This is a genomic window from Levilactobacillus enshiensis (assembly GCF_007115095.1).
Classification (GTDB): Bacteria; Bacillota; Bacilli; order Lactobacillales; family Lactobacillaceae; genus Levilactobacillus; species Levilactobacillus enshiensis.
Window position 1 is genome coordinate 44,883 of the sequence record NZ_SULH01000015.1, and the last position, 17,842, is coordinate 62,724.

General features: G+C 49.3%; 15 protein-coding genes and 2 tRNA genes. 1 reads left to right on the forward strand and 16 read right to left on the reverse strand.

The window, feature by feature from the left end:
- Nucleotides 1-53: 53 nt before the first annotated feature.
- The 6 genes from thrB to FAY32_RS13155 all read right to left on the reverse strand — a co-directional run bounded on the left by thrB (nt 54) and on the right by FAY32_RS13155 (nt 6,711).
- Complete coding sequence (gene thrB, locus FAY32_RS13130; RefSeq protein WP_143463880.1) at nt 54-935, reverse strand: homoserine kinase; 882 nt, start codon at nt 933-935, stop codon at nt 54-56.
- 6 nt (nt 936-941) lie between these two features.
- On the reverse strand, nt 942-1,433 hold the full coding sequence (locus FAY32_RS13135; protein ID WP_143463882.1) for a SprT family protein: 492 nt from the start codon (nt 1,431-1,433) through the stop codon (nt 942-944).
- Nucleotides 1,426-3,618, reverse strand: coding sequence for a Tex family protein (locus FAY32_RS13140; protein WP_143463883.1), 2,193 nt, complete (start codon nt 3,616-3,618; stop codon nt 1,426-1,428). The genes FAY32_RS13135 and FAY32_RS13140 overlap by 8 nt, the downstream gene beginning before the upstream one ends.
- Before the next feature lie 283 nt (nt 3,619-3,901).
- Entirely contained in the window at nt 3,902-4,366 is a 465-nt protein-coding gene (locus tag FAY32_RS13145; RefSeq protein WP_143463885.1) for a hypothetical protein, read from the reverse strand.
- Between the two features lie 18 nt (nt 4,367-4,384).
- Complete coding sequence (nadE, locus tag FAY32_RS13150) at nt 4,385-5,215, reverse strand: ammonia-dependent NAD(+) synthetase (RefSeq protein ID WP_143463887.1); 831 nt, start codon at nt 5,213-5,215, stop codon at nt 4,385-4,387.
- A gap of 29 nt (nt 5,216-5,244) precedes the next feature.
- Entirely contained in the window at nt 5,245-6,711 is a 1,467-nt protein-coding gene (locus FAY32_RS13155; RefSeq protein ID WP_143463888.1) for a nicotinate phosphoribosyltransferase, read from the reverse strand.
- Between the two features lie 241 nt (nt 6,712-6,952).
- Between FAY32_RS13155 and FAY32_RS13160 the strand changes: the two genes are divergently transcribed.
- Nucleotides 6,953-7,696 (forward strand): WecB/TagA/CpsF family glycosyltransferase, encoded by a 744-nt coding sequence (locus FAY32_RS13160; RefSeq protein ID WP_143463890.1) that lies wholly within the window; start codon nt 6,953-6,955, stop codon nt 7,694-7,696.
- Here the strand turns inward: FAY32_RS13160 and FAY32_RS13165 are convergent.
- The 10 genes from FAY32_RS13165 to FAY32_RS13210 form a co-directional block, all read right to left on the reverse strand.
- Complete coding sequence (locus FAY32_RS13165) at nt 7,635-8,138, reverse strand: GNAT family N-acetyltransferase (RefSeq protein ID WP_143463892.1); 504 nt, start codon at nt 8,136-8,138, stop codon at nt 7,635-7,637. The two genes, FAY32_RS13160 and FAY32_RS13165, sit on opposite strands and share 62 nt — an antisense overlap.
- A 71-nt stretch (nt 8,139-8,209) precedes the next feature.
- Nucleotides 8,210-8,911 carry a GntR family transcriptional regulator gene (locus FAY32_RS13170; protein WP_048736252.1) on the reverse strand — a complete coding sequence of 234 codons (702 nt, stop codon included), beginning with the start codon at nt 8,909-8,911 and terminating at the stop codon, nt 8,210-8,212.
- 38 nt (nt 8,912-8,949) lie between these two features.
- Complete coding sequence (gene nagA / locus FAY32_RS13175; RefSeq protein ID WP_143463893.1) at nt 8,950-10,092, reverse strand: N-acetylglucosamine-6-phosphate deacetylase; 1,143 nt, start codon at nt 10,090-10,092, stop codon at nt 8,950-8,952.
- 88 nt (nt 10,093-10,180) lie between these two features.
- Nucleotides 10,181-10,984: a pyrroline-5-carboxylate reductase gene (gene proC / locus FAY32_RS13180; protein ID WP_143463895.1), complete on the reverse strand. Its 804-nt coding sequence runs from the start codon at nt 10,982-10,984 to the stop codon at nt 10,181-10,183.
- Nucleotides 10,985-11,168: 184 nt separating this feature from the next.
- Nucleotides 11,169-13,124 carry a S9 family peptidase gene (locus tag FAY32_RS13185; RefSeq protein WP_143463897.1) on the reverse strand — a complete coding sequence of 652 codons (1,956 nt, stop codon included), beginning with the start codon at nt 13,122-13,124 and terminating at the stop codon, nt 11,169-11,171.
- A gap of 297 nt (nt 13,125-13,421) precedes the next feature.
- Nucleotides 13,422-13,493: transfer RNA gene (locus tag FAY32_RS13190), tRNA-Gln, on the reverse strand.
- 9 nt (nt 13,494-13,502) lie between these two features.
- Nucleotides 13,503-13,585, reverse strand: a tRNA-Tyr gene (locus FAY32_RS13195).
- Nucleotides 13,586-13,667: 82 nt separating this feature from the next.
- Nucleotides 13,668-14,483, reverse strand: a complete 816-nt coding sequence (locus FAY32_RS13200) for a metallophosphoesterase (protein WP_143463899.1) — start codon at nt 14,481-14,483, stop codon at nt 13,668-13,670.
- Between the two features lie 86 nt (nt 14,484-14,569).
- Nucleotides 14,570-16,051, reverse strand: coding sequence for a peptide MFS transporter (locus FAY32_RS13205; protein WP_143463901.1), 1,482 nt, complete (start codon nt 16,049-16,051; stop codon nt 14,570-14,572).
- 400 nt (nt 16,052-16,451) lie between these two features.
- Nucleotides 16,452-16,760: a PTS sugar transporter subunit IIB gene (locus FAY32_RS13210; protein WP_143463903.1), complete on the reverse strand. Its 309-nt coding sequence runs from the start codon at nt 16,758-16,760 to the stop codon at nt 16,452-16,454.
- Nucleotides 16,761-17,842: the final 1,082 nt, after the last annotated feature.

The window sequence follows — 17,842 nt, forward strand, 5'->3', positions numbered from 1 at the left end:
ATGATTCGCTACCTGACAATATTTTTTGTAAGTTAATTCAAAATAATTTAAATTTATGCATCTGTGAGGACGGTTGCCCCGTCCTGATCAAGATCCAAGATCCGCAGACTCCCCGGTAAATCAGCCTTTGCAAGCTTAGCGCGCAACAAGGTCAGTTGCGCGGACGTCCCAAACGTCACGACGGTTGGACCAGCACCACTCAAATAAGTCCCCGTAATTCCCAGGTCGTGGGCTGCATCCCGAATCTGATTCAACTCAGGAACCAGTTGTGACCGCGCCTGTTCATGGAATTCATCGCGTTCAATCATCTGCGAGGCTAACTCCCAGTTCTTGGTCATCAATGCTGCGACCAAGACATTGGCTACACTGCTGGCGTGAACCGCCGTTGCCAATGACACTTTCTTGGGGAGCGCCTCCCGACTCTTACGTGCCAACAACGTCTGCCCCGGAATGAAGACCAATACCCGCAGGTCGGGCAAAGGGAGTTTGATAGCATTGGCTTGATCACCGTCGACCGTGGCAACTGCCGCTTGCCCCATCAATGCGGGCGCAACGTTGTCCAGCTCACCGCCTAATTTCACAGCCCAATTCAGTTGTTCTGGAATCGTCAGGTCCAGTTCGCCCAACTCATTAGCAATCTTAATGCCGGCAATCACGGCACTTGTGGAACTGCCGAGTCCCCGCGAGACTGGAATATCTGACATGACCGTCAATTGGTGGGGCTGTAAATCTGGTTTGATCTTTAACGCCGTTTGCACCATCAAATTGTGTTCATCGCGGGGAATTTCGGTCCCCAGCGCGTGGTTGACGCGCCATTCTTCCGTCTTTTCTTCGATGATCACGGTCAAATAGAGATGTAATGCCGCACCGATTGAATCGATACCTGGTCCCAAGTTCGCTGAGGTCGCTGGGACCCGAATGATTGTTTTACCCATTCTAATTTACCTCCTAGTCGTTGCTGGCCGCGTCGTTGCCACCACAGTTGCCCGCCATTGCAGACGACCGTGACAGCGACCACACACCATTTTAGAAACGTCGATTCGCCGCGCTCGGTAGTATTGCTGGTGGCAATGCGTACAGACGTAGAGTTGCCAGCGGCGTGCCCTGGGCTTGGCTTTCACCGGTGCCGGCGCGTACCGTAAGCCGCCGACCCGTTGCAATAATGTTTTAAAGGCTGTCGTCCGGTGCTGCCCAGACTGACCCGCCAAGTGTAAATGGTAGTGACACAGTTCATGTTTAATGACCCCCACCAATGTTGATAAATCATGTTCCGTCAACATTTTCGGATTGATCTCAATATTGTGATCCGTGAGCCGATACCGGCCACCGGTGGTTCGGAGCCGGGCGTTGAACGTGGCTTGATGGCGAAAAGGTACGCCGAAACTCTCCTGCGAGATTTTCTCCACTAGCCGCTGTAACTCTTGGTCAGTCATGGTGGTCAGCTCGCATCGTGAGTTGAATGCGTTGGCGATTCTCATCGACACTCAGCACCCAAACCGTCACGACATCGCCGATGGTCACGACTGTGCTGGGATCGCCAACATAATGGTCGGCCAACTGTGAAATGTGGACTAAGCCATCCTGCTTCACGCCAATATCTACGAACGCGCCGAAATCGACCACGTTGCGTACAGTCCCTTGCAGTTCCATCCCTGGTTTGAGATCGGCCATAGTCAACACATCCTGCCGTAACAAGGGAGCGGGCATGGTCTCTCGCAAATCACGGCCCGGCTTCTTCAGGCCATCGAGGATGTCCGCTAAGGTGGCGGTCCCCACCTGCAAACGTTCCGCCCACTGCTGTTGGTTGAGTTGAGCGAGTTGTTGTTGTAACTTTGGCGTTCCGATTCCTCGTTGCTCGCCCAATGCCTGCAAAAGCTGCCGGGCAGCCGAATAACTCTCGGGGTGAATGTCCGTATTATCCAGTGGCTCGGTACCACCAATAATTCGTAAGAATCCCACAGCCTGTTGATAGGCTTTCGGTCCCAATCGTGGCACCTGTTGCAGGTCTTTCCGGTTGCTAAACGCACCATTTTCATTCCGATACGTCACGATATTCTGGGCAGTCGTCGCCGTCAACCCAGAGATATGGGTCAGTAGTTCTGGGCTAGCCGTATTGACATTGACCCCCACCTGGTTGACCGCCGTTTCGACCACGCGGTCCAGTTGCTCGTCCAATGCTTTTTCGGGCACATCATGTTGATACTGCCCCACCCCCACGGCTTTGGGATCAATTTTGATCAACTCAGCGAGTGGGTCCTGTAACCGCCGGCCGATGCTGACCGCGGAACGTTCTTCAACGTGAAAATCAGCGAACTCAGCTCGCGCATTTGCACTGGCTGAATAGACTGACGCGCCGGCTTCATTGACCAACACATAATAGACGGGATGATCCAGTGTCTTCAAAATCTCACTGACAAACTCCTCAGATTCCCGACTAGCGGTCCCGTTCCCAATGGCGATCATTTCAACGTGGTATTTTTCGAGCAACTGCTTAAATGCTGGAGCTGCCGCCGCTCGTTTCTGGGCGTTGGCTGGCTTGTGCGGGTAAATGACCTGTTTGGCTAGGAAGCGGCCGTTAGGGTCCATAATGGCTAATTTACAGCCCGTACGGTAGGCGGGGTCAAATCCCATCACGACCTTCCCCTTCAGCGGCGCCTGCATCAGCAGGTGATAGAGGTTATTACCGAAAACCTGAATGGCATGCGCGCTGGCTTTATCCGTCAGTTGGCGTCGCAATTCCCGTTCAATGGCCGGGCCCAGGAACCGCTTGTACGCATCAGCAAAGGCGGCTTCGACCTTCGCAACAGCCGGTCCCTTGTGTTGACCAACTAATCGAAAATGCCCGTATTGTAAGATAGATGTGGTATCCACAGTAATGCTGACAGTCAAGATTTTTTCCCGTTCGCCGCGATTCAAAGCCAAGACTCGGTATGGCGGCAACGCTTTTAAGGCCTGCTGAAAATCGTAATAGGTCGCATAGACTTGTTGTTCATCATTGTCGGCAGCACCCCGTTTTAGTTTACTGACCAGCTCACCGTGTTGCCACGTGTACTGACGAATCCATTCGCGAAAGGCCGCTTGCTCACTAAAGGTTTCCGCAAGAATTTCATGAACGCCGTCCCAAACAGCCGCCACATCGGGCAACGCCTTGGTCGAATCGACAAAGGTCTGCGCCTTAGCTGTCAGCCCGGTTGCTGGAAAATGTAACAACCAGTTGGCAAGTGGTGCCAGTCCCTTTTCCCGAGCAATCGTGGCCTTGGTCCGCCGCTTTTGCTTATAAGGGAGGTAAAGGTCCTCCACTTGCTGTAATACCGTAGCTTGGGCCAGATTTTGTTGCAGCGTCGGTGTCAGTTTGCCCTGTTCCTGAATAATCTTGAGAACTTCTGCACGCCGCTGATTCAGCTTCGTTAGGCGCCGAGCCTCATCTTCAATGTCTCGAATAGCGACTTCGTCTAATGATCCGGTACGTTCCTTACGATAACGGGCAATAAATGGCACCGTATTGCCTTCATCTAACAGGGTCAACACGGCTTGAATCTGCTGAACCCGATACTGGCTCAGACTTTGGTGAACCGGTCGGGCTAGGTCACTCATTTTCGTTTCGTTCTGTGTTGCCATGCAACCCCTCCATTATCAAATTTATTGCTGGTGCTTGGTTCGACGTGCCAAGCTAAACAAAAAGCCTGACGATTGTGCCCTGTTCTGTCCGCCATCCTGTCATCAACCACCAGCCAATTAGGTTTTACTCATACGTGCATTATACCATGCTGGGCACTGCAACCGTTGGCAGTACGCTGAGGTCCGTTTGATTTTCTCACGCCATATTTAGGGAAAAAGAAGCCGTGCGACCAGTACCAATGGGGACTAGTTGCACAGCTTCTCATGACATCGATGACCCCACTTACATTGGACTATTCATAATCCGCTGTGTATTGGCGGTCACTTTTTCCATCGCGTTTTCTTGCGTCTTTTCTGCGGCATCAAATACGGTTTGATCAACCGCTTGGTGCTCAACATCGATGCTGTCGGTCATGGACTGACAAGCCTCCACGTAAGTCCGATAAGCAGCGACTAACGACTTGTGCTTACCCAATACGCGCACCGGTGCACCGGCTTGTTCAAGCTTATTTAAATTGGTCTCATAGGCATCCGTGCCTCGTTGGAAGTTGTCCGCAATCTTTTGTAAGTCGACTTGGGAAAGTTCACTGACTTTTTGATCGTCAATTGCCTGCCGTAACGTCTCAAAGTCTGCGTTCATTTGACCGGCACCCTCTTCTGTTCCCTGTAAAACACCAGAGAGGATCTGGATGTACCCGGTCATATTGTTTTTCTGTGTCTTATTCTTGCGTACGTGATTTTTCTGCATAGTTACGTCCTCCCAAACTTATTCTCGCCAAAAAGTATCGTAAACGTTGACCGGCAAGTGCCGTTTGTGTGCGGTCTTGCGGTACCACCCTTCAATCACTTCTGCGGCGTGATCACTAACTGCTTTACCCTCTAAGTAGTCATCGATGTCATCATAACGCACACCCAAGGCCGCCTCATCGGGCAGAGCTGGTCGGTCATCTTCTAAATCAGCGGTCGGAACTTTCTTGTACAGGTGTTCTGGCGTCCCTAGTAGGGACAACATTGCTGCACCTTGACGTTTGTCTAGCCGCCAAATTGGGCAAATATCCGTTGCGCCATCCCCATATTTCGTGTAGAAACCGGTCACCGCTTCAGCCGCATGGTCAGTGCCCACAACGGCCCCATTCCGAGCACCGGCAATGGCGTATTGGGCGATCATTCGCTGACGGGCCTTGATGTTGCCCTTATTGAAGTCACTCACGGTCTCATCGTTGGCGCTAACGGCTGCCACCATGGCATCCGTTGCTGGTTGAATGTTGACGCGCTCGACCTCGTCAGCTCCCATGAAATCAATCGCCATCATGGCATCGGCTTCATCAGCCTGTTCACCGTAAGGCAAGCGCACGGCGATGAACCGATAATCATTATCACCGGTCTCCCGTCGAAGCTCAGTCACGGCCATTTCACACAGAATTCCACTCAAGGTGGAGTCCTGTCCACCAGAGATTCCCAATACCAACGTCTTCATAAAGTCATAACGCTTTAAATAATCCTTGAGAAAGTCGACACTTCGCCGAACTTCAGTTGCTGGATCAATAGAGGGTTGCACCCTTAAAGCTTCAATAATCTCTTTTTGCATCGCACGCATGTTACCTGCCCCCTAATATTTTTGCTCGACTATTCGGGCATCTTTTGCACGTAAGCGTGAATATCCTTGATGATGGCCATCTTGTGGTCCCAGCAATCTTGTGACAGATCAACCGGATACTTCTGTGGATTCAGATCCCGCTTGTATTCTGGCCACAGATTTGCTAACGCCCCCCGTGCCCGGTCACGCACAGCAGATAGCGTTGGCAACTTGTAGACTAATTGCCCATCTTCAAAGATAGACTGTAGAATTGGCCGAGCATTGAAGTCATTGACCGTCTTATTGATGTAAGTATAGCTAGGATGGAACATGAAAATGGATTCCTCGTTACGTGGATCTTCGTCGATCAACGTGACGTAATCCCCTTCCGTCTTGCCATCCGCCTTCTTGGTGATTCGCCAAACTTGTTTCTTCCCTGGCGTCGTCACTTTCTCGGCATTGTTCGACAACTTAATCGTTCCCTGCATCTTCCCAGCATTGTTTTCAATGGCGACCATCTTGTAGACAGCCCCCAAAGCGGGTTGATCAAAAGCCGTGATCAACTTGGTCCCAATTCCCCAGACGTCAATCTTTGCATCCTGCATCTTCAGGCTTTGAATCGTCTTTTCATCCAAATCATTTGAGGCATAAATCTTAGCATTCGGAAAACCGGCTTCATCTAATTTTTGCCGCACCCGTTTAGATAGATAGGCCATATCACCGGAATCGATGCGGACACCTTGGAAGTTGATCTTATCACCAAGTTCTTGAGCGACCTTAATGGCATTCGGCACGCCGCTACGCAGTGTGTCGTAAGTATCGACTAAGAACACACAGTCGTGGTGCGTCTCGGCATAGGCTTTGAAGGCTTGGTAATCATCGCCGTAAGCTTGAACCAGCGCATGCGCATGGGTCCCACTGATTGGAATCCCAAAAACCTTTCCGGCCCGGACGTTAGAGGTGGCATCGAAGCCACCGATATAGGCCGCTCTAGTTCCCCAAATGGCGGCATCAAATTCCTGCGCCCGCCGCGTCCCAAATTCCATGAGGGCGTCATCCCCGGCAACGGAACGAATTCGCGCCGCCTTAGTCGCAATCAACGTTTGATAGTTAATGATATTTAGAATGGCCGTCTCAACCAATTGGCAGTCGGCTAACGGGCCTTCAACCTGTAAGAGGGGTTCGTGCGCATAGACCAGTTCCCCTTCGACCGCGGAACGGATTGACCCGCGGAATTTAAAATTGGCTAAGTAATCTAAGAAGTCTTCCGAATAATCTTCAGCTTCCCGTAAATATTCAATATCAGTTTGGGAAAAATGAAGATTTTGGATATAATGAACAATGTGCTCCAAGCCAGCAAAAACGGCATACCCGTTATGAAACGGCATGTCCCGGAAAAACACTTCGAAGACGGCGTGCTTATCCGCAATTTTTTCTTCAAAATAGGTTTGAATCATATTGATCTGGTACGCATCCGTGTGCAGAGTGAAACTGTCATCAGGATACAAATTAGTCATAATGAGTTACTCCCTTAGCTGGTTTTCAAATATGTTCTAAAAAGTTAGTATTTCCAATCAGTTACTAAACATTTGGTGTCCCTCTGATGGGGTTACTTTCTAATCCTATCGTTGGCTTAATCAACCGTAAAATGGATACCAATAGACTTATTTTAGCATGAAACGCGTAGAGCGTCATAGATTATTCACACAGTCGCGGCGGCTTAATTAGTCGGCGTGACTATCTCGAAAGGAGTCACCTATGCAATCCACATTTCCGACCGTTACGGTCTTGGGCATCCCCTTCGTCAAAACGACGGCGGCCAATTTCACTGCCACCTTGCAGCAACGCATCACACAGGGCCAGTCGACCTTTGTTGTCACGGCAAACCCAGAGATCGTCATGTACGCACACAATCATGAGGACTACCACGCTTTACTACAGGACGCTGACTTCATCACGCCCGATGGCATTGGCATCCTCGATGGCGCTAAAATCCTAAAACAACCACTCCCAGAACGTATCACGGGCTTTGATACTTTACAAACACTGCTTAAATGGGGCAGTGACCAACACCGATCCGCCTACTTTGTGGGCGCCAAACCAGCCGTGATCGCCCAATTAAAAACCTTGTTACCACAGCAGTATCCTGGGCTTAACATCGTTGGCTTACGTGACGGCTATTTCCAAGACGATACCGACGTTGTTCGTGACATCCAGCGCACCCAACCGGACATGGTTTTCGCGGCTTTAGGTTTTCCCAAACAAGAGCAATTTATTCAGGCTCATCGTCACGTGACGAAGGGCCTCTGGATGGGAGTCGGTGGTAGCTTTGATGTGCTCGCTGGCGCCGTCGATCGGGCACCACAATTTTGGCAAGACCACCATTTGGAGTGGTTCTACCGTACCGTGAAAGAGCCCAAGCGGCTCAAACGTATCGCGGTCATTCCCCATTACTTGCAGCTGGTCCGTCAGCAGGCCAAACGTACGCAATCTCGCGGATAATCCCTTGGGTCTTCTGGACCGTTGTTTGGCGAAACCCTAGCCGCTGATAGAACTGCTGAGCAGGCGTATTTTCGGCTAAGACCCACAGAACGACCTGGTTAAACCCGGCTTGCTGCAACGTGGCCCGCGCCTGCGTGACTAAATCACGTCCTAATCCCCGATGCTGGGCACTAGTCAAGAGATAAATCGATCTGAGTTCGCCCCATCCGGTGAAGGACGCATCACGTGCCGGGCCAAAGGCACAGACACCGACGAGTTGCTGACCTTCAAATGCTAGCAATGTCTGCCGCCAGTTCCGTTCAGGGTGCCAGACAGCCGGCGTTAATTTGGCCAACCAAGCAGCGGGTAACCATGGCCGATACGTCTCCCGCCAAGCCGTTAAGTAAAGCTGGGCGACCGCCTTAAAGTCATCACCCGGTTGTGCAAATCGAATACGAAACATCTTTATCACCACGCTTACAAGAAGTGCCCCACAGCTGGAATCCTTGATTCCACGTGTGAGGCACTTTTTAGCTATTTTTCCAGATAGAACTCAAACCGTTCCCCAACGTATTGGGTCCGGACGTATTCAAACGGCGTTCCGTCCTGTAATGCGGTTACTTGTCGCAACCGTAAAATGGCATCGCCACGCTTAATATTTAAGTATTCAGCGATCCGTTCGGACGCAGACATTGCGGAAACCGTTTGTTGGGCTTTGCCCGGCGTTAACTTCTTTTTATCTTCCAGTGCCCGGTAGAGCGAGCTCGTAACTTCCTTCTTGCTCAACCCATCGACTAAACTTTCCGGAACCGTGGCCACTTCAAAACAGATGGGCACATCATCGCCATAACGAATCCGTTCCATTCTTAAGACTTGGTCATCTTCCTTTAACTTCAGCTTTTCGGCCTCGCTCAAAGAAGGACTCATCACGTGATACGAAATGGTCTTACTGGTTGGCACCTTGCCTTGATTCAACATCAATTCAGTAAAACTAGTGACGCCAGACATCTTCTCTTGAACTTTCTGATTGGCAACATAAGTCCCAGATCCAACTTGGCGTTCCAGAATTCCTTCGTCAACCAAGGTTTGAATGGCTTGCCGCAGCGTCATCCGACTCACATCAAAATCTCGCGACAGTTCTCGTTCGGACGGAATTCGGTCGCCAACCGCCCACTTTCCAGCCTCAATTGCGCGTTTAATGTCATTATGAATTTGAATATAAATCGGTGAGCTCACAGCACCCAACGTCCCTTCTCAAAATAACTTCTAGTTTTCTACTTTATTAATTCCTGCATGTTACGCCCCACACTGTAGGTTGTTTCCACGTGCAGATCACGCGTCAACAGGTTTAAGTCGGCATCGCGACCCACAACCAATTTGCCCTTTTGGGTCAAGCCAAATTCTTCGGCTTGATTGACCGCACTCATTTGGACAGCATCGTTTACATCGCAACCCGTAAAGTCGATCACGTTTCTAAAGGCCTCATCATAGCGTAACACGGAACCGGCTAAGTTACCGCTTTCTAGTCGCGCTTGCCGATCTTTAACGATCACTTTTTGACCACCAAGTTCACTGACACCTTCAGGCATCCCCTTGGCCCGCATGGAATCCGTTACCAGTTCCAAGCGATGCGGACCTTTTTGTTCGTAAGCCAACTTAATCATATCTGGCACGATGTGGAAACCATCACAAATCAGTTCGCAGTACAAGTTATCCTCTAACATCGCGTGACCCGTAACGCCTGGCTCACGATGACGCAAGCCCCGTTGTGCATTATACAGGTGCGTCACGTGAGTTGCTCGGCTTTCTAATAACTGCTCCCGTGTTGCATTGGAGTGTCCAACAGACGGCACGATGTTATTGGCTAAACAGTAGCCTTCAAATGCCTTAGCCCCATCATCTTCTGGCGCATACGTAATCAACTTGACCCGCTTGCCTGAGAGTTGGTTCCAATGATCCAGCAACTTAACATCTGGATCCTTGATGTACTTCTCCGGTTGGGCGCCCTTAAAGATGGCTGCAATAAATGGTCCTTCCAAGTGAATGCCTTGAATCAATGGGTTCCGTTCAGCAGCAACCGCAATCCCTTGCATCGCATGGGAAATTGCATCGTTAGATTGGGTCATCGTCGTTGGAAAAATCGACGTGATGCCTTCTAAGGACATCAGATTGACCATCTTATCAATCTGATCAGCATCCCCATCCATACTATCATATCCGTAGCCACCATGACTATGAACATCGATAAACCCTGGGACGATGGTCCGGCCCGTTACCACGTTAATTTCATCGGCTGGTAATGGTTGGAAATCGGCCACAGGTCCCACCGCTTCAATTTGATGGTCGAAACGGATATATCCGTCAGGGATAACCTCATCCCCCGTGTAGATTTTAGCGTGCTTTAAGACAATACTCATGAGTCTCCTCCTCATCAAGATGCAGCTTCTAAGTCAACACACCCATTATAATCGGTATAGACCAAAAAGGCAACTGACGCGGCCATTTTTATACCGGTTCACCAGCATCACGCTTAATCGTCGCATCGATTCCCTTCACAACGGCCGTCATGAGTCCAGCTTCTTCCATGGCAAGTAGGCCCGCCACGGTACTACCACCAGGTGACGCTACCTGGTCGATCAGGGCAAACGGAATCTTATCACTCTCAAGAACCATCTTAGCCGAGCCCAAGGTCGCTTGCGCCGCAATCTGCGTCGCTTGGGCCTTGGTTAGCCCATACTTCACACCGGCCCGACTTAAACTATCAATAAAAAAGTCAATGTACGCCGGTGAGCTTCCAGCTAGCGCACTAAAGACGCCAAACTGTTCCTCGGCTAGATCAGTGGTAGAGCCAATCGTATTGAAAACCCGCAGTGCCTCGGCGAGCCGATCACCCGTTAACTTGTCATTAGCGGCGACCGCGGTCATCCCAGCTTGAACCTCGACATTTACATTGGGTAAGGTTCGGAGAATTGGAACGTTATCACCCACAATGTCAGCCATATCAGCCAATGACAATCCGGCCACGATTGAAATCAAAGTCTTCTCGCCAGTTGCCAGAACAGCGGTGATCTCTTGCAGAACAGCCGTAGCCACGTTGGGAGTCACAGCTAAAACCACCAAATCGCTGGCCTGAGCCACGGCAACGTTACTATCTGCCGCCACTAAGCCATGAGCAGCTGCGTAAGGTTGATAGCTTGCTTGCCGATGACTGTGGACCGTCACATCGGCTGGCACAACGGTTTTTGCCGTCAACAAGCCTGTAATGATGGCCTGGGCCATCCCGCCAACACCAATAAATCCAATTTTCATAATCAACACCCTATGCCCGCCATGAAACACGCTGTACCACGCGAATCGACTGCATATTCCTTTCCTATCAGTTCAACTTTGCTATCGCTCTTGGACATTGCGTTTAATCAGTATAGCATAGCAATTCGAACAGATGTTCTTGTTTACGTAAACAATATAATCTTTACCCAAATCGTACACGGCGTTACTTTTGATCCATCGCTGGCAAATGTGCTTTGAACCACTGATTGATACGCTTTAACCGCTCGATTCGCAGGTTAGGCAACCCCGAACGTGACAATTCATGGTTCGACTGCGGGAATAAGATGAGTTGGGTGTCAACGCCTGCTTCCTTTAAGCCGACAAAAAACTCCTTGCCCTGCGTAGTGGGACAACGCAAGTCTTCTTCGCCATGCAGAATCAGGATGGGCGTTGTCGCCTGCTGAACGTACGCTAGTGGCGAAAAATGCCAAAGCGCACTGATGTCTTGCATGTCCTGTTTCAATTCCCACGGCGTGAAGAAGTAGCCAATATCACTGGTCCCATAGAAACTGATCCAGTTTGAAATCGACCGCTGCGTCACCGCGGCTGCGAATCGCGACGTGTGAGTCTCAATCCAGTTGGTCATAAACCCGCCATACGACCCACCCGTCACGCAGAGTTGTGCCGGGTCGATCGTCGGATCCAAGTTAAGTGCCGCATCGGTGCCCCGCATCAAGTCCTCAAAGTCACCCTCGCCATAATGGCCAATGACCGCTTCCTCAAAGGCCTGGCCGTAACTATTTCCCCCACGCGGATTGATCGTAATGACCCCATAGCCCTGCCCTGCGAGGTACTGTAGCTCGTGATAAAACCCGTAGCCAAAATCGACTTGCGGCCCACCGTGAACGTACAGAACAGCAGGATGCTTCGCCGCTGGTGTCACGGGTGGGAAATACCAGCCTTCGATGTCCCAATCCCCAGCGCCCTTAAACGTAAAGCGCTGACCGGCCACTAGCGCGTGTTTGGCCTCATATGTCGCATTGGGATTCACTAGTTCTTGTTCATCGCCACTGACCACATCAAGTGCCTTTAACCGACTCACGCTGGTCATGGTCGACTCTGTAAAGACGATGGTCTGCTCATCAACCACGCTGAAGTCACAAATAGCACGATTACCAGTCACTAATGGCGTCACTTCATCTGTTACCAAATTTTGACTGATCAGATTTAACCGTCCGTGCTCATTTTCAAGTAAAACGACGGTCTGATTATCCAGCCAAGCAACCCATTGTCCCGAAAGTCGTTGCTGACTATCGATTGCCAGCATATCTCCGACCTCCACGTCGCGTGGGGCGGTCAAGTCAATCAGGCTACCGGTCGCAATTTCTGCAACCCACGCGTGGGATTGTGACACGTTGGGGATATGATTGTCCTGGCCCCACATCAACACATGCTGTCCATCTGGCGCTAATTTACCAGCACCGAATGTGCCACCGGCAACGGCCTGATTCAGCAGGCGCTCAACGGATCCATCAAAGGGGTGCCAGAAAACGCCAGCACTGAAATCGTGCTCATCATCCGGCACTCGGTCGCAATCGAAGACCAGTCCTTGCTGATTAGCATCGGTGATGTGAAAAGGATGCTCGCGTTCCAGAACGACAACCTGATCGTGGGTTGTCCATTCATAACGAATCGCTTGGTAGGTCAAGCCAGTTGGTAACACCCCTTGCCCGTTTGCTTGATACTGTAATCGGTCAATCACTTGGACGGTTGGGTAATCGCTGGGCTTGGTTGCACCCGTAGTTGTCTGAAAGTAGAGATATTGACCATCCGTGGTCCAAACAGGCGTGGTCACATCTGCGTCACCGCGCGTAATTTGTTCTGGTGCGCCACCATCCAAGGGCACTAGAAAAAGCTGCGCGTGGTCCCCAACCACGCCCGTAAAAGCTAATCGCTGTTTATCAGGACTCAAAGCCAGGTCATTAACACTAACATCGCTCGGGCTCCATTGCCGATGGCCACCGCCATCTACCAGATTCACACTCTCAATCGTGGCCCGACTCAAATTCTTTTGTTGGTCTAGTTGACTTTCTAAGTAGTACACCCGTTGTCCATCACTCACTGGTTGTGCCAGTGGGCGCAGGGCAAAAAGGTCCTCAGGTTGCACGCATGTTGCCATTCATAGAACCCCACTTTCTACGTCAAATACACAAATGGTCTGGAGCAATTATTAATTTGACTTTAGCGAAATTCCCTTGAATTGTCAATTTTTTGACCGCGTGGATTTGGTAGCGAATACATGACTGGGGGCAACTCCCCGTTGATCAGCTTTTCGATCCTATAAATTTGGCGACTTAGGCCCCATTATGGTGACCATACAACACCCCTTATCAACTACCATCCTCCCCCCTAAAAAGCAGTGGAGATACTTTTGAGCGCATAAAAAAACCAGTCACACACCGTGACTGGTTCTTAGTTGGGCTAGCTGGGTTCGAACCAGCGCATCACGGGATCAAAACCCGTTGCCTTACCACTTGGCTATAGCCCAATAATAAAATGGTGGGGAGTGGATTCGAACCACCGAACCCGAAGGAGCGGATTTACAGTCCGCCGCGTTTAGCCAGACTTCGCTACCCCACCAAAATGTGAATCGCCGTAACGAATCAACTTCATTATCATACAAAATTATGCATAAACCGTCAAGCCTTTTTTAGCAGTTTTTTTATTTTAGGTCAATAATTCGTAATCTTTGCTGCCATTCCGTCATAAAATCCGTTCCCTGCCACTCATTGATCCGCCGATTATGATAGCCTAACGTCTGGTTATAATACCAGGTCGTTCCAAATCGTTGCGGCGCAAAATGCCGATGAACGTGACCAAATTGCACGATTTCCACCCGGTAACGGGCCAGTAAGTCTCCCAGACGCGGGCTCCCCATCATCGCATTGGCCATATTCCAGAAACGATCATCGTCCGTGTAGCGAATATAGTCACGTCGAGGCACAAAATGGGTCATAAATAGCACCCGTTTCTTTGCAATCTGCGCGGCCTGTAACTGCGATTCGACGACTGCCAGTACGTGGTTCATCCGCTCCTGGTCACTCCCCGGCTGGACAATGCTGCTATCGATCCAAAATGCCCGTTTCCACGCTAAAAAGTTGCGCCCCTGAAGGTTATCCGCAAACTGATAGTCATACCAGCCATTATTGCCGATTATCCGCCAATCAGTCCCTGCCACGTCTAAATACCCCGCATGGAGATAAGTCGGCGCTAATGGCGATTCTAGGGCCGCATACGTCACGTCATGGAGCATGTCGTGGTTGCCCGCAATAAAGCGAACCTTGGCCGGAGCCAGTTCACGTTGCATGGCCGTCACGTAAGCTAATGACTGATCGAAATGATTGGTAATATCTCCGGCAATCAAATAAACACCCACATTTTTCCGCCGCAGGTAAGCCACTTGCTGGGTCAAAACGTCTGCCACGGGCTGTTTGTTAACGTCAAAATGTAGATCACTGATCAGTGCCACCTTAACCATCGGCAACTCCTCCTCCGTTTTGTATGACCATCAAAAAAGTGCCACTCTGTTTAACCAGAGTAGCACTTTTCGGCTTAAAACGTGATTTATTTGATACCGGCCATCAAGTTCTTGATTGGCTTGACCAGGGCAAACATAATCAGCCCGGCCACGATAGCCACAATGGCAACCCCCATAAAGTAGGCTGCTTCATTTTCTGGCGTGTATAACTTAACGATCTGTGCGTTAACGGCTTGACCAGCGGCGTCGGCTAGGAACCACATACTCATCATTTGTGATTGGAAGGCCTTTGGTGCCAGCTTCGTCGTTACGGATAGTCCAATTGGTGAAATCAGTAATTCGGCAATTTCAACAACTGCCCAGCTACCAACTAACCACAGTGGACTAACTTTAGCGCTCGTCCCAAACATAACCACTGGAACCACCATGATCAGGTAAGATACCCCGGCAAATAACATACCAGTTGCAAACTTAGCTGGTGAACTTGGTTGCTTCTTTCCCCAACGGTTCCACATTGCGGCGAAGAATGGCGTGTAGATCAAGATGAACAGTGGGTTCAACATCTGGTACCAAGATGGCAAGATGTGAACACCCAAGAAGTGGTTATTCGTTTGGTTAGCAGCGAACAGTGCCAAAACAGATGACCCTTGTTCTTCAATTGCCCAGAAGATCATTGCGGCAATGAAGAGCCCCAAGTATGCCCAAACGTGCTTCCGCTCAGTTGACGTAACTTTCTTACTCGTTAAGAAGATAACGAAGTAAACAACGGGAGCTGCAATCGCAATGACGGAAAGTAACAGCACAAAGTTATTTAAGTTTAATGAACCCAAGAGGTACATCAGAATCAGTACCAAAGCAAAGGCAATCAGACCAATGCTTGAACGAACCGTCAGCTTCTTCATGTCACCAGGTTCCAGCGGATCAGTTGGGTATAAACTGTCCTTGCTCAGGTACTTCTTACCACCGATCCAGTATTGAACCAGTCCTAAGAACATCCCGATAGCGGCTAAGGAGAACCCTAAATGGAAGTTGTACTTCAAACCTAACCAACCAACAATCAGTGGCGCAACCAGGGAACCTAAGTTAATCCCGAAGACAAAAATCGTAAATCCGGAATCACGCCGTGTGTCGCCCTCGTCATACAGGCCACCGACCATTTCAGAAACGTTAGGCTTCAATAACCCAGTCCCCAAGACGATTAAGAGGATGGAGATGAACAAGGCCATTGACCCAGCAGGAACGGACAACGCAACGTGCCCGAACATGATCAAGACACCACCAATGAAGACGGTCTTCCGACTTCCCCAAACACGGTCACTCATGTATCCCCCAAGAACTGAGGATAAGTAAACCATTGACCCGTAAATGGACATGACGGAAGCGGCAGTTGCTTGGCTAAATCCTAGACCACCCTTGGTAACAGAGTAGTACATGTAGTAGATCAGGATGGCCCGCATGCCGTAGTAACTGAACCGTTCCCACATTTCTGTAAAGAACAGAGTCGATAACCCACGCGGTTGACCGAAGAAGGTCCGATCTTGGCTGGTTGATTCTGGTTTGTTATTCAAAACTATAATACCTCCAGTGCTTTTCTCAAAATGAATATTTTTATCTTTCGCAGTCGCCGGCAGGAATTTCAACGGCGCTGATGTCTCATAGCTCTCTAATAAAACATAGTAGTTATTATACTGCAGGAAGTCCTGTTACGCAACGGTTTCCTTCATAAAAGCGTCTTCATCGCCCGGTATCACGCGAAAAAACAATGATGGAATTATTAGCTATCTCATGCAATCTTCTTATTTTTTATTCATTTCGGCGAAATCCTCATTATTAATTTTTTTATGAATAATATAAAAAAAGCGATTCGACCTTAAGGCAGTCGAATCGCAAACGCTAATTTTTGGGAGAGGTTGTCAATCCATAATCCAGTCGAATGAAAGTGATTCTGACAGCTACTTCCGCTTTACACTAAGCTACAACGGCGCTTTGGTCTAACTGACGGCAAGCAAACTTAACCAGCGCTTCCCCATTCAACCAACCATAAATATCGTTAGGAATTTCCACAACAGGCACCGCGGATCCAAATTGCAATGCTTCCCCGTCTTGTGGCACTAACAGAACTAAATCCTGTTCAGCAACTAGTTCCATGGTAACGTCATCACTGCTGACTGCGCTAAACTTCAATGGTACTTTACGTGTTTCTGCAATCCGCTTTGCTTCGCCTAAGAATAAGTGCCCACAGTTACCTTTGCCAGATACTAACAATACATTCTTCATAATGACATCTCCCGGTTTCTTTTTCATTCGTTAAACATAGAATAGCACTTTGAGAGGTATACCACAATAGAAAAAATGCAAAAATCAATTTTATTTTTTATCCTGTCCGTGCCGTGTAATGGGCATTTTAGTCATCTATACCAATTATTTAAGAATAACTATACCAATAATTAAGCTTCGTGAAACCGCTATCATTTATAGTTGCTCACTGCCGGTTGAAAGTTCTAAAATACCGGTCATAATAGTTCAGGCACCAATACTGGAACTAAAATTAGACAACATCGTAGTTGGATTACCTTACCGGTCGATAGATATGGTATTTTCAGACGACGGTCATCACTATCAATTGGCTTCAAAAATATTAGGCAACCGCGTTTTACAGCTGATATCGTGACAAAATACTTTCAGCGTTGTGGAAGCTGGAGATGGCGCCTATCGCCCGTGATACAGGCTGGTGTTCTTCCAATCTGGCACGTCCCTACTACCGGCGAAAGCTCTGGTAGCTGTGGTGCATACAATTTGGTCTAACCTAACGGCGCAAGTAGTTACCAGTAACTGGAACGAGACCTGAATTTAATCTTTCAGCTTCTAGGTGATTGTCCCCCCTTTTCAACCACGTCGTCGCCCATAACCCGGCATGTGTCTTAAGATAGCCGCTTAGGTCAACGCAGCACACATCCATCCCGGCTTCTGAATGCGTGATCTGCTTCTAAATTAATCGTTAGTGCCACTACAGCCCATTTTTGTTCTACAATATTATAGAAAGTTTTTAGAAAGTCAGTTCCTTTAATTTTAGTTCTACGTGAGACTGAAAGCCGAAAGGACCGCGATTTTCTAGTAGTCACTCGTATCGGTAATCTTTGTCGATTCGGTAGCACTCCTCCGGCCACATCACAGCGTACCTTTTTAAACAACCTAAGGGCCTGCAGCTGATAGCTATTGTAAGAGCAATCAGCTTGCTTGACCATGCCTATTTGGTGCGTCGTAAGCACCTAATAACTGACCGCATTGAAATACAGACAAAAAGAAGCTGGCGTCCTCGGTTTTTGAGGACGCCAGCTTCTTTCCATGCCTTAAGCGGC

What these genes read in the sequence shown, in the direction of transcription:
- thrB (WP_143463880.1), bottom strand. Translation starts at nt 935, where the DNA reads ATGGGTAAAACAATCATTCGGGTCCCAGCGACCTCAGCGAACTTGGGA.
- FAY32_RS13135 (WP_143463882.1), bottom strand. Translation starts at nt 1,433, where the DNA reads ATGACTGACCAAGAGTTACAGCGGCTAGTGGAGAAAATCTCGCAGGAG.
- FAY32_RS13140 (WP_143463883.1), bottom strand. Translation starts at nt 3,618, where the DNA reads ATGGCAACACAGAACGAAACGAAAATGAGTGACCTAGCCCGACCGGTT.
- FAY32_RS13145 (WP_143463885.1), bottom strand. Translation starts at nt 4,366, where the DNA reads ATGCAGAAAAATCACGTACGCAAGAATAAGACACAGAAAAACAATATG.
- nadE (WP_143463887.1), bottom strand. Translation starts at nt 5,215, where the DNA reads ATGCGTGCGATGCAAAAAGAGATTATTGAAGCTTTAAGGGTGCAACCC.
- FAY32_RS13155 (WP_143463888.1), bottom strand. Translation starts at nt 6,711, where the DNA reads ATGACTAATTTGTATCCTGATGACAGTTTCACTCTGCACACGGATGCG.
- FAY32_RS13160 (WP_143463890.1), top strand. Translation starts at nt 6,953, where the DNA reads ATGCAATCCACATTTCCGACCGTTACGGTCTTGGGCATCCCCTTCGTC.
- FAY32_RS13165 (WP_143463892.1), bottom strand. Translation starts at nt 8,138, where the DNA reads ATGTTTCGTATTCGATTTGCACAACCGGGTGATGACTTTAAGGCGGTC.
- nagA (WP_143463893.1), bottom strand. Translation starts at nt 10,092, where the DNA reads ATGAGTATTGTCTTAAAGCACGCTAAAATCTACACGGGGGATGAGGTT.
- proC (WP_143463895.1), bottom strand. Translation starts at nt 10,984, where the DNA reads ATGAAAATTGGATTTATTGGTGTTGGCGGGATGGCCCAGGCCATCATT.
- FAY32_RS13185 (WP_143463897.1), bottom strand. Translation starts at nt 13,124, where the DNA reads ATGGCAACATGCGTGCAACCTGAGGACCTTTTTGCCCTGCGCCCACTG.
- FAY32_RS13200 (WP_143463899.1), bottom strand. Translation starts at nt 14,483, where the DNA reads ATGGTTAAGGTGGCACTGATCAGTGATCTACATTTTGACGTTAACAAA.
- FAY32_RS13210 (WP_143463903.1), bottom strand. Translation starts at nt 16,760, where the DNA reads ATGAAGAATGTATTGTTAGTATCTGGCAAAGGTAACTGTGGGCACTTA.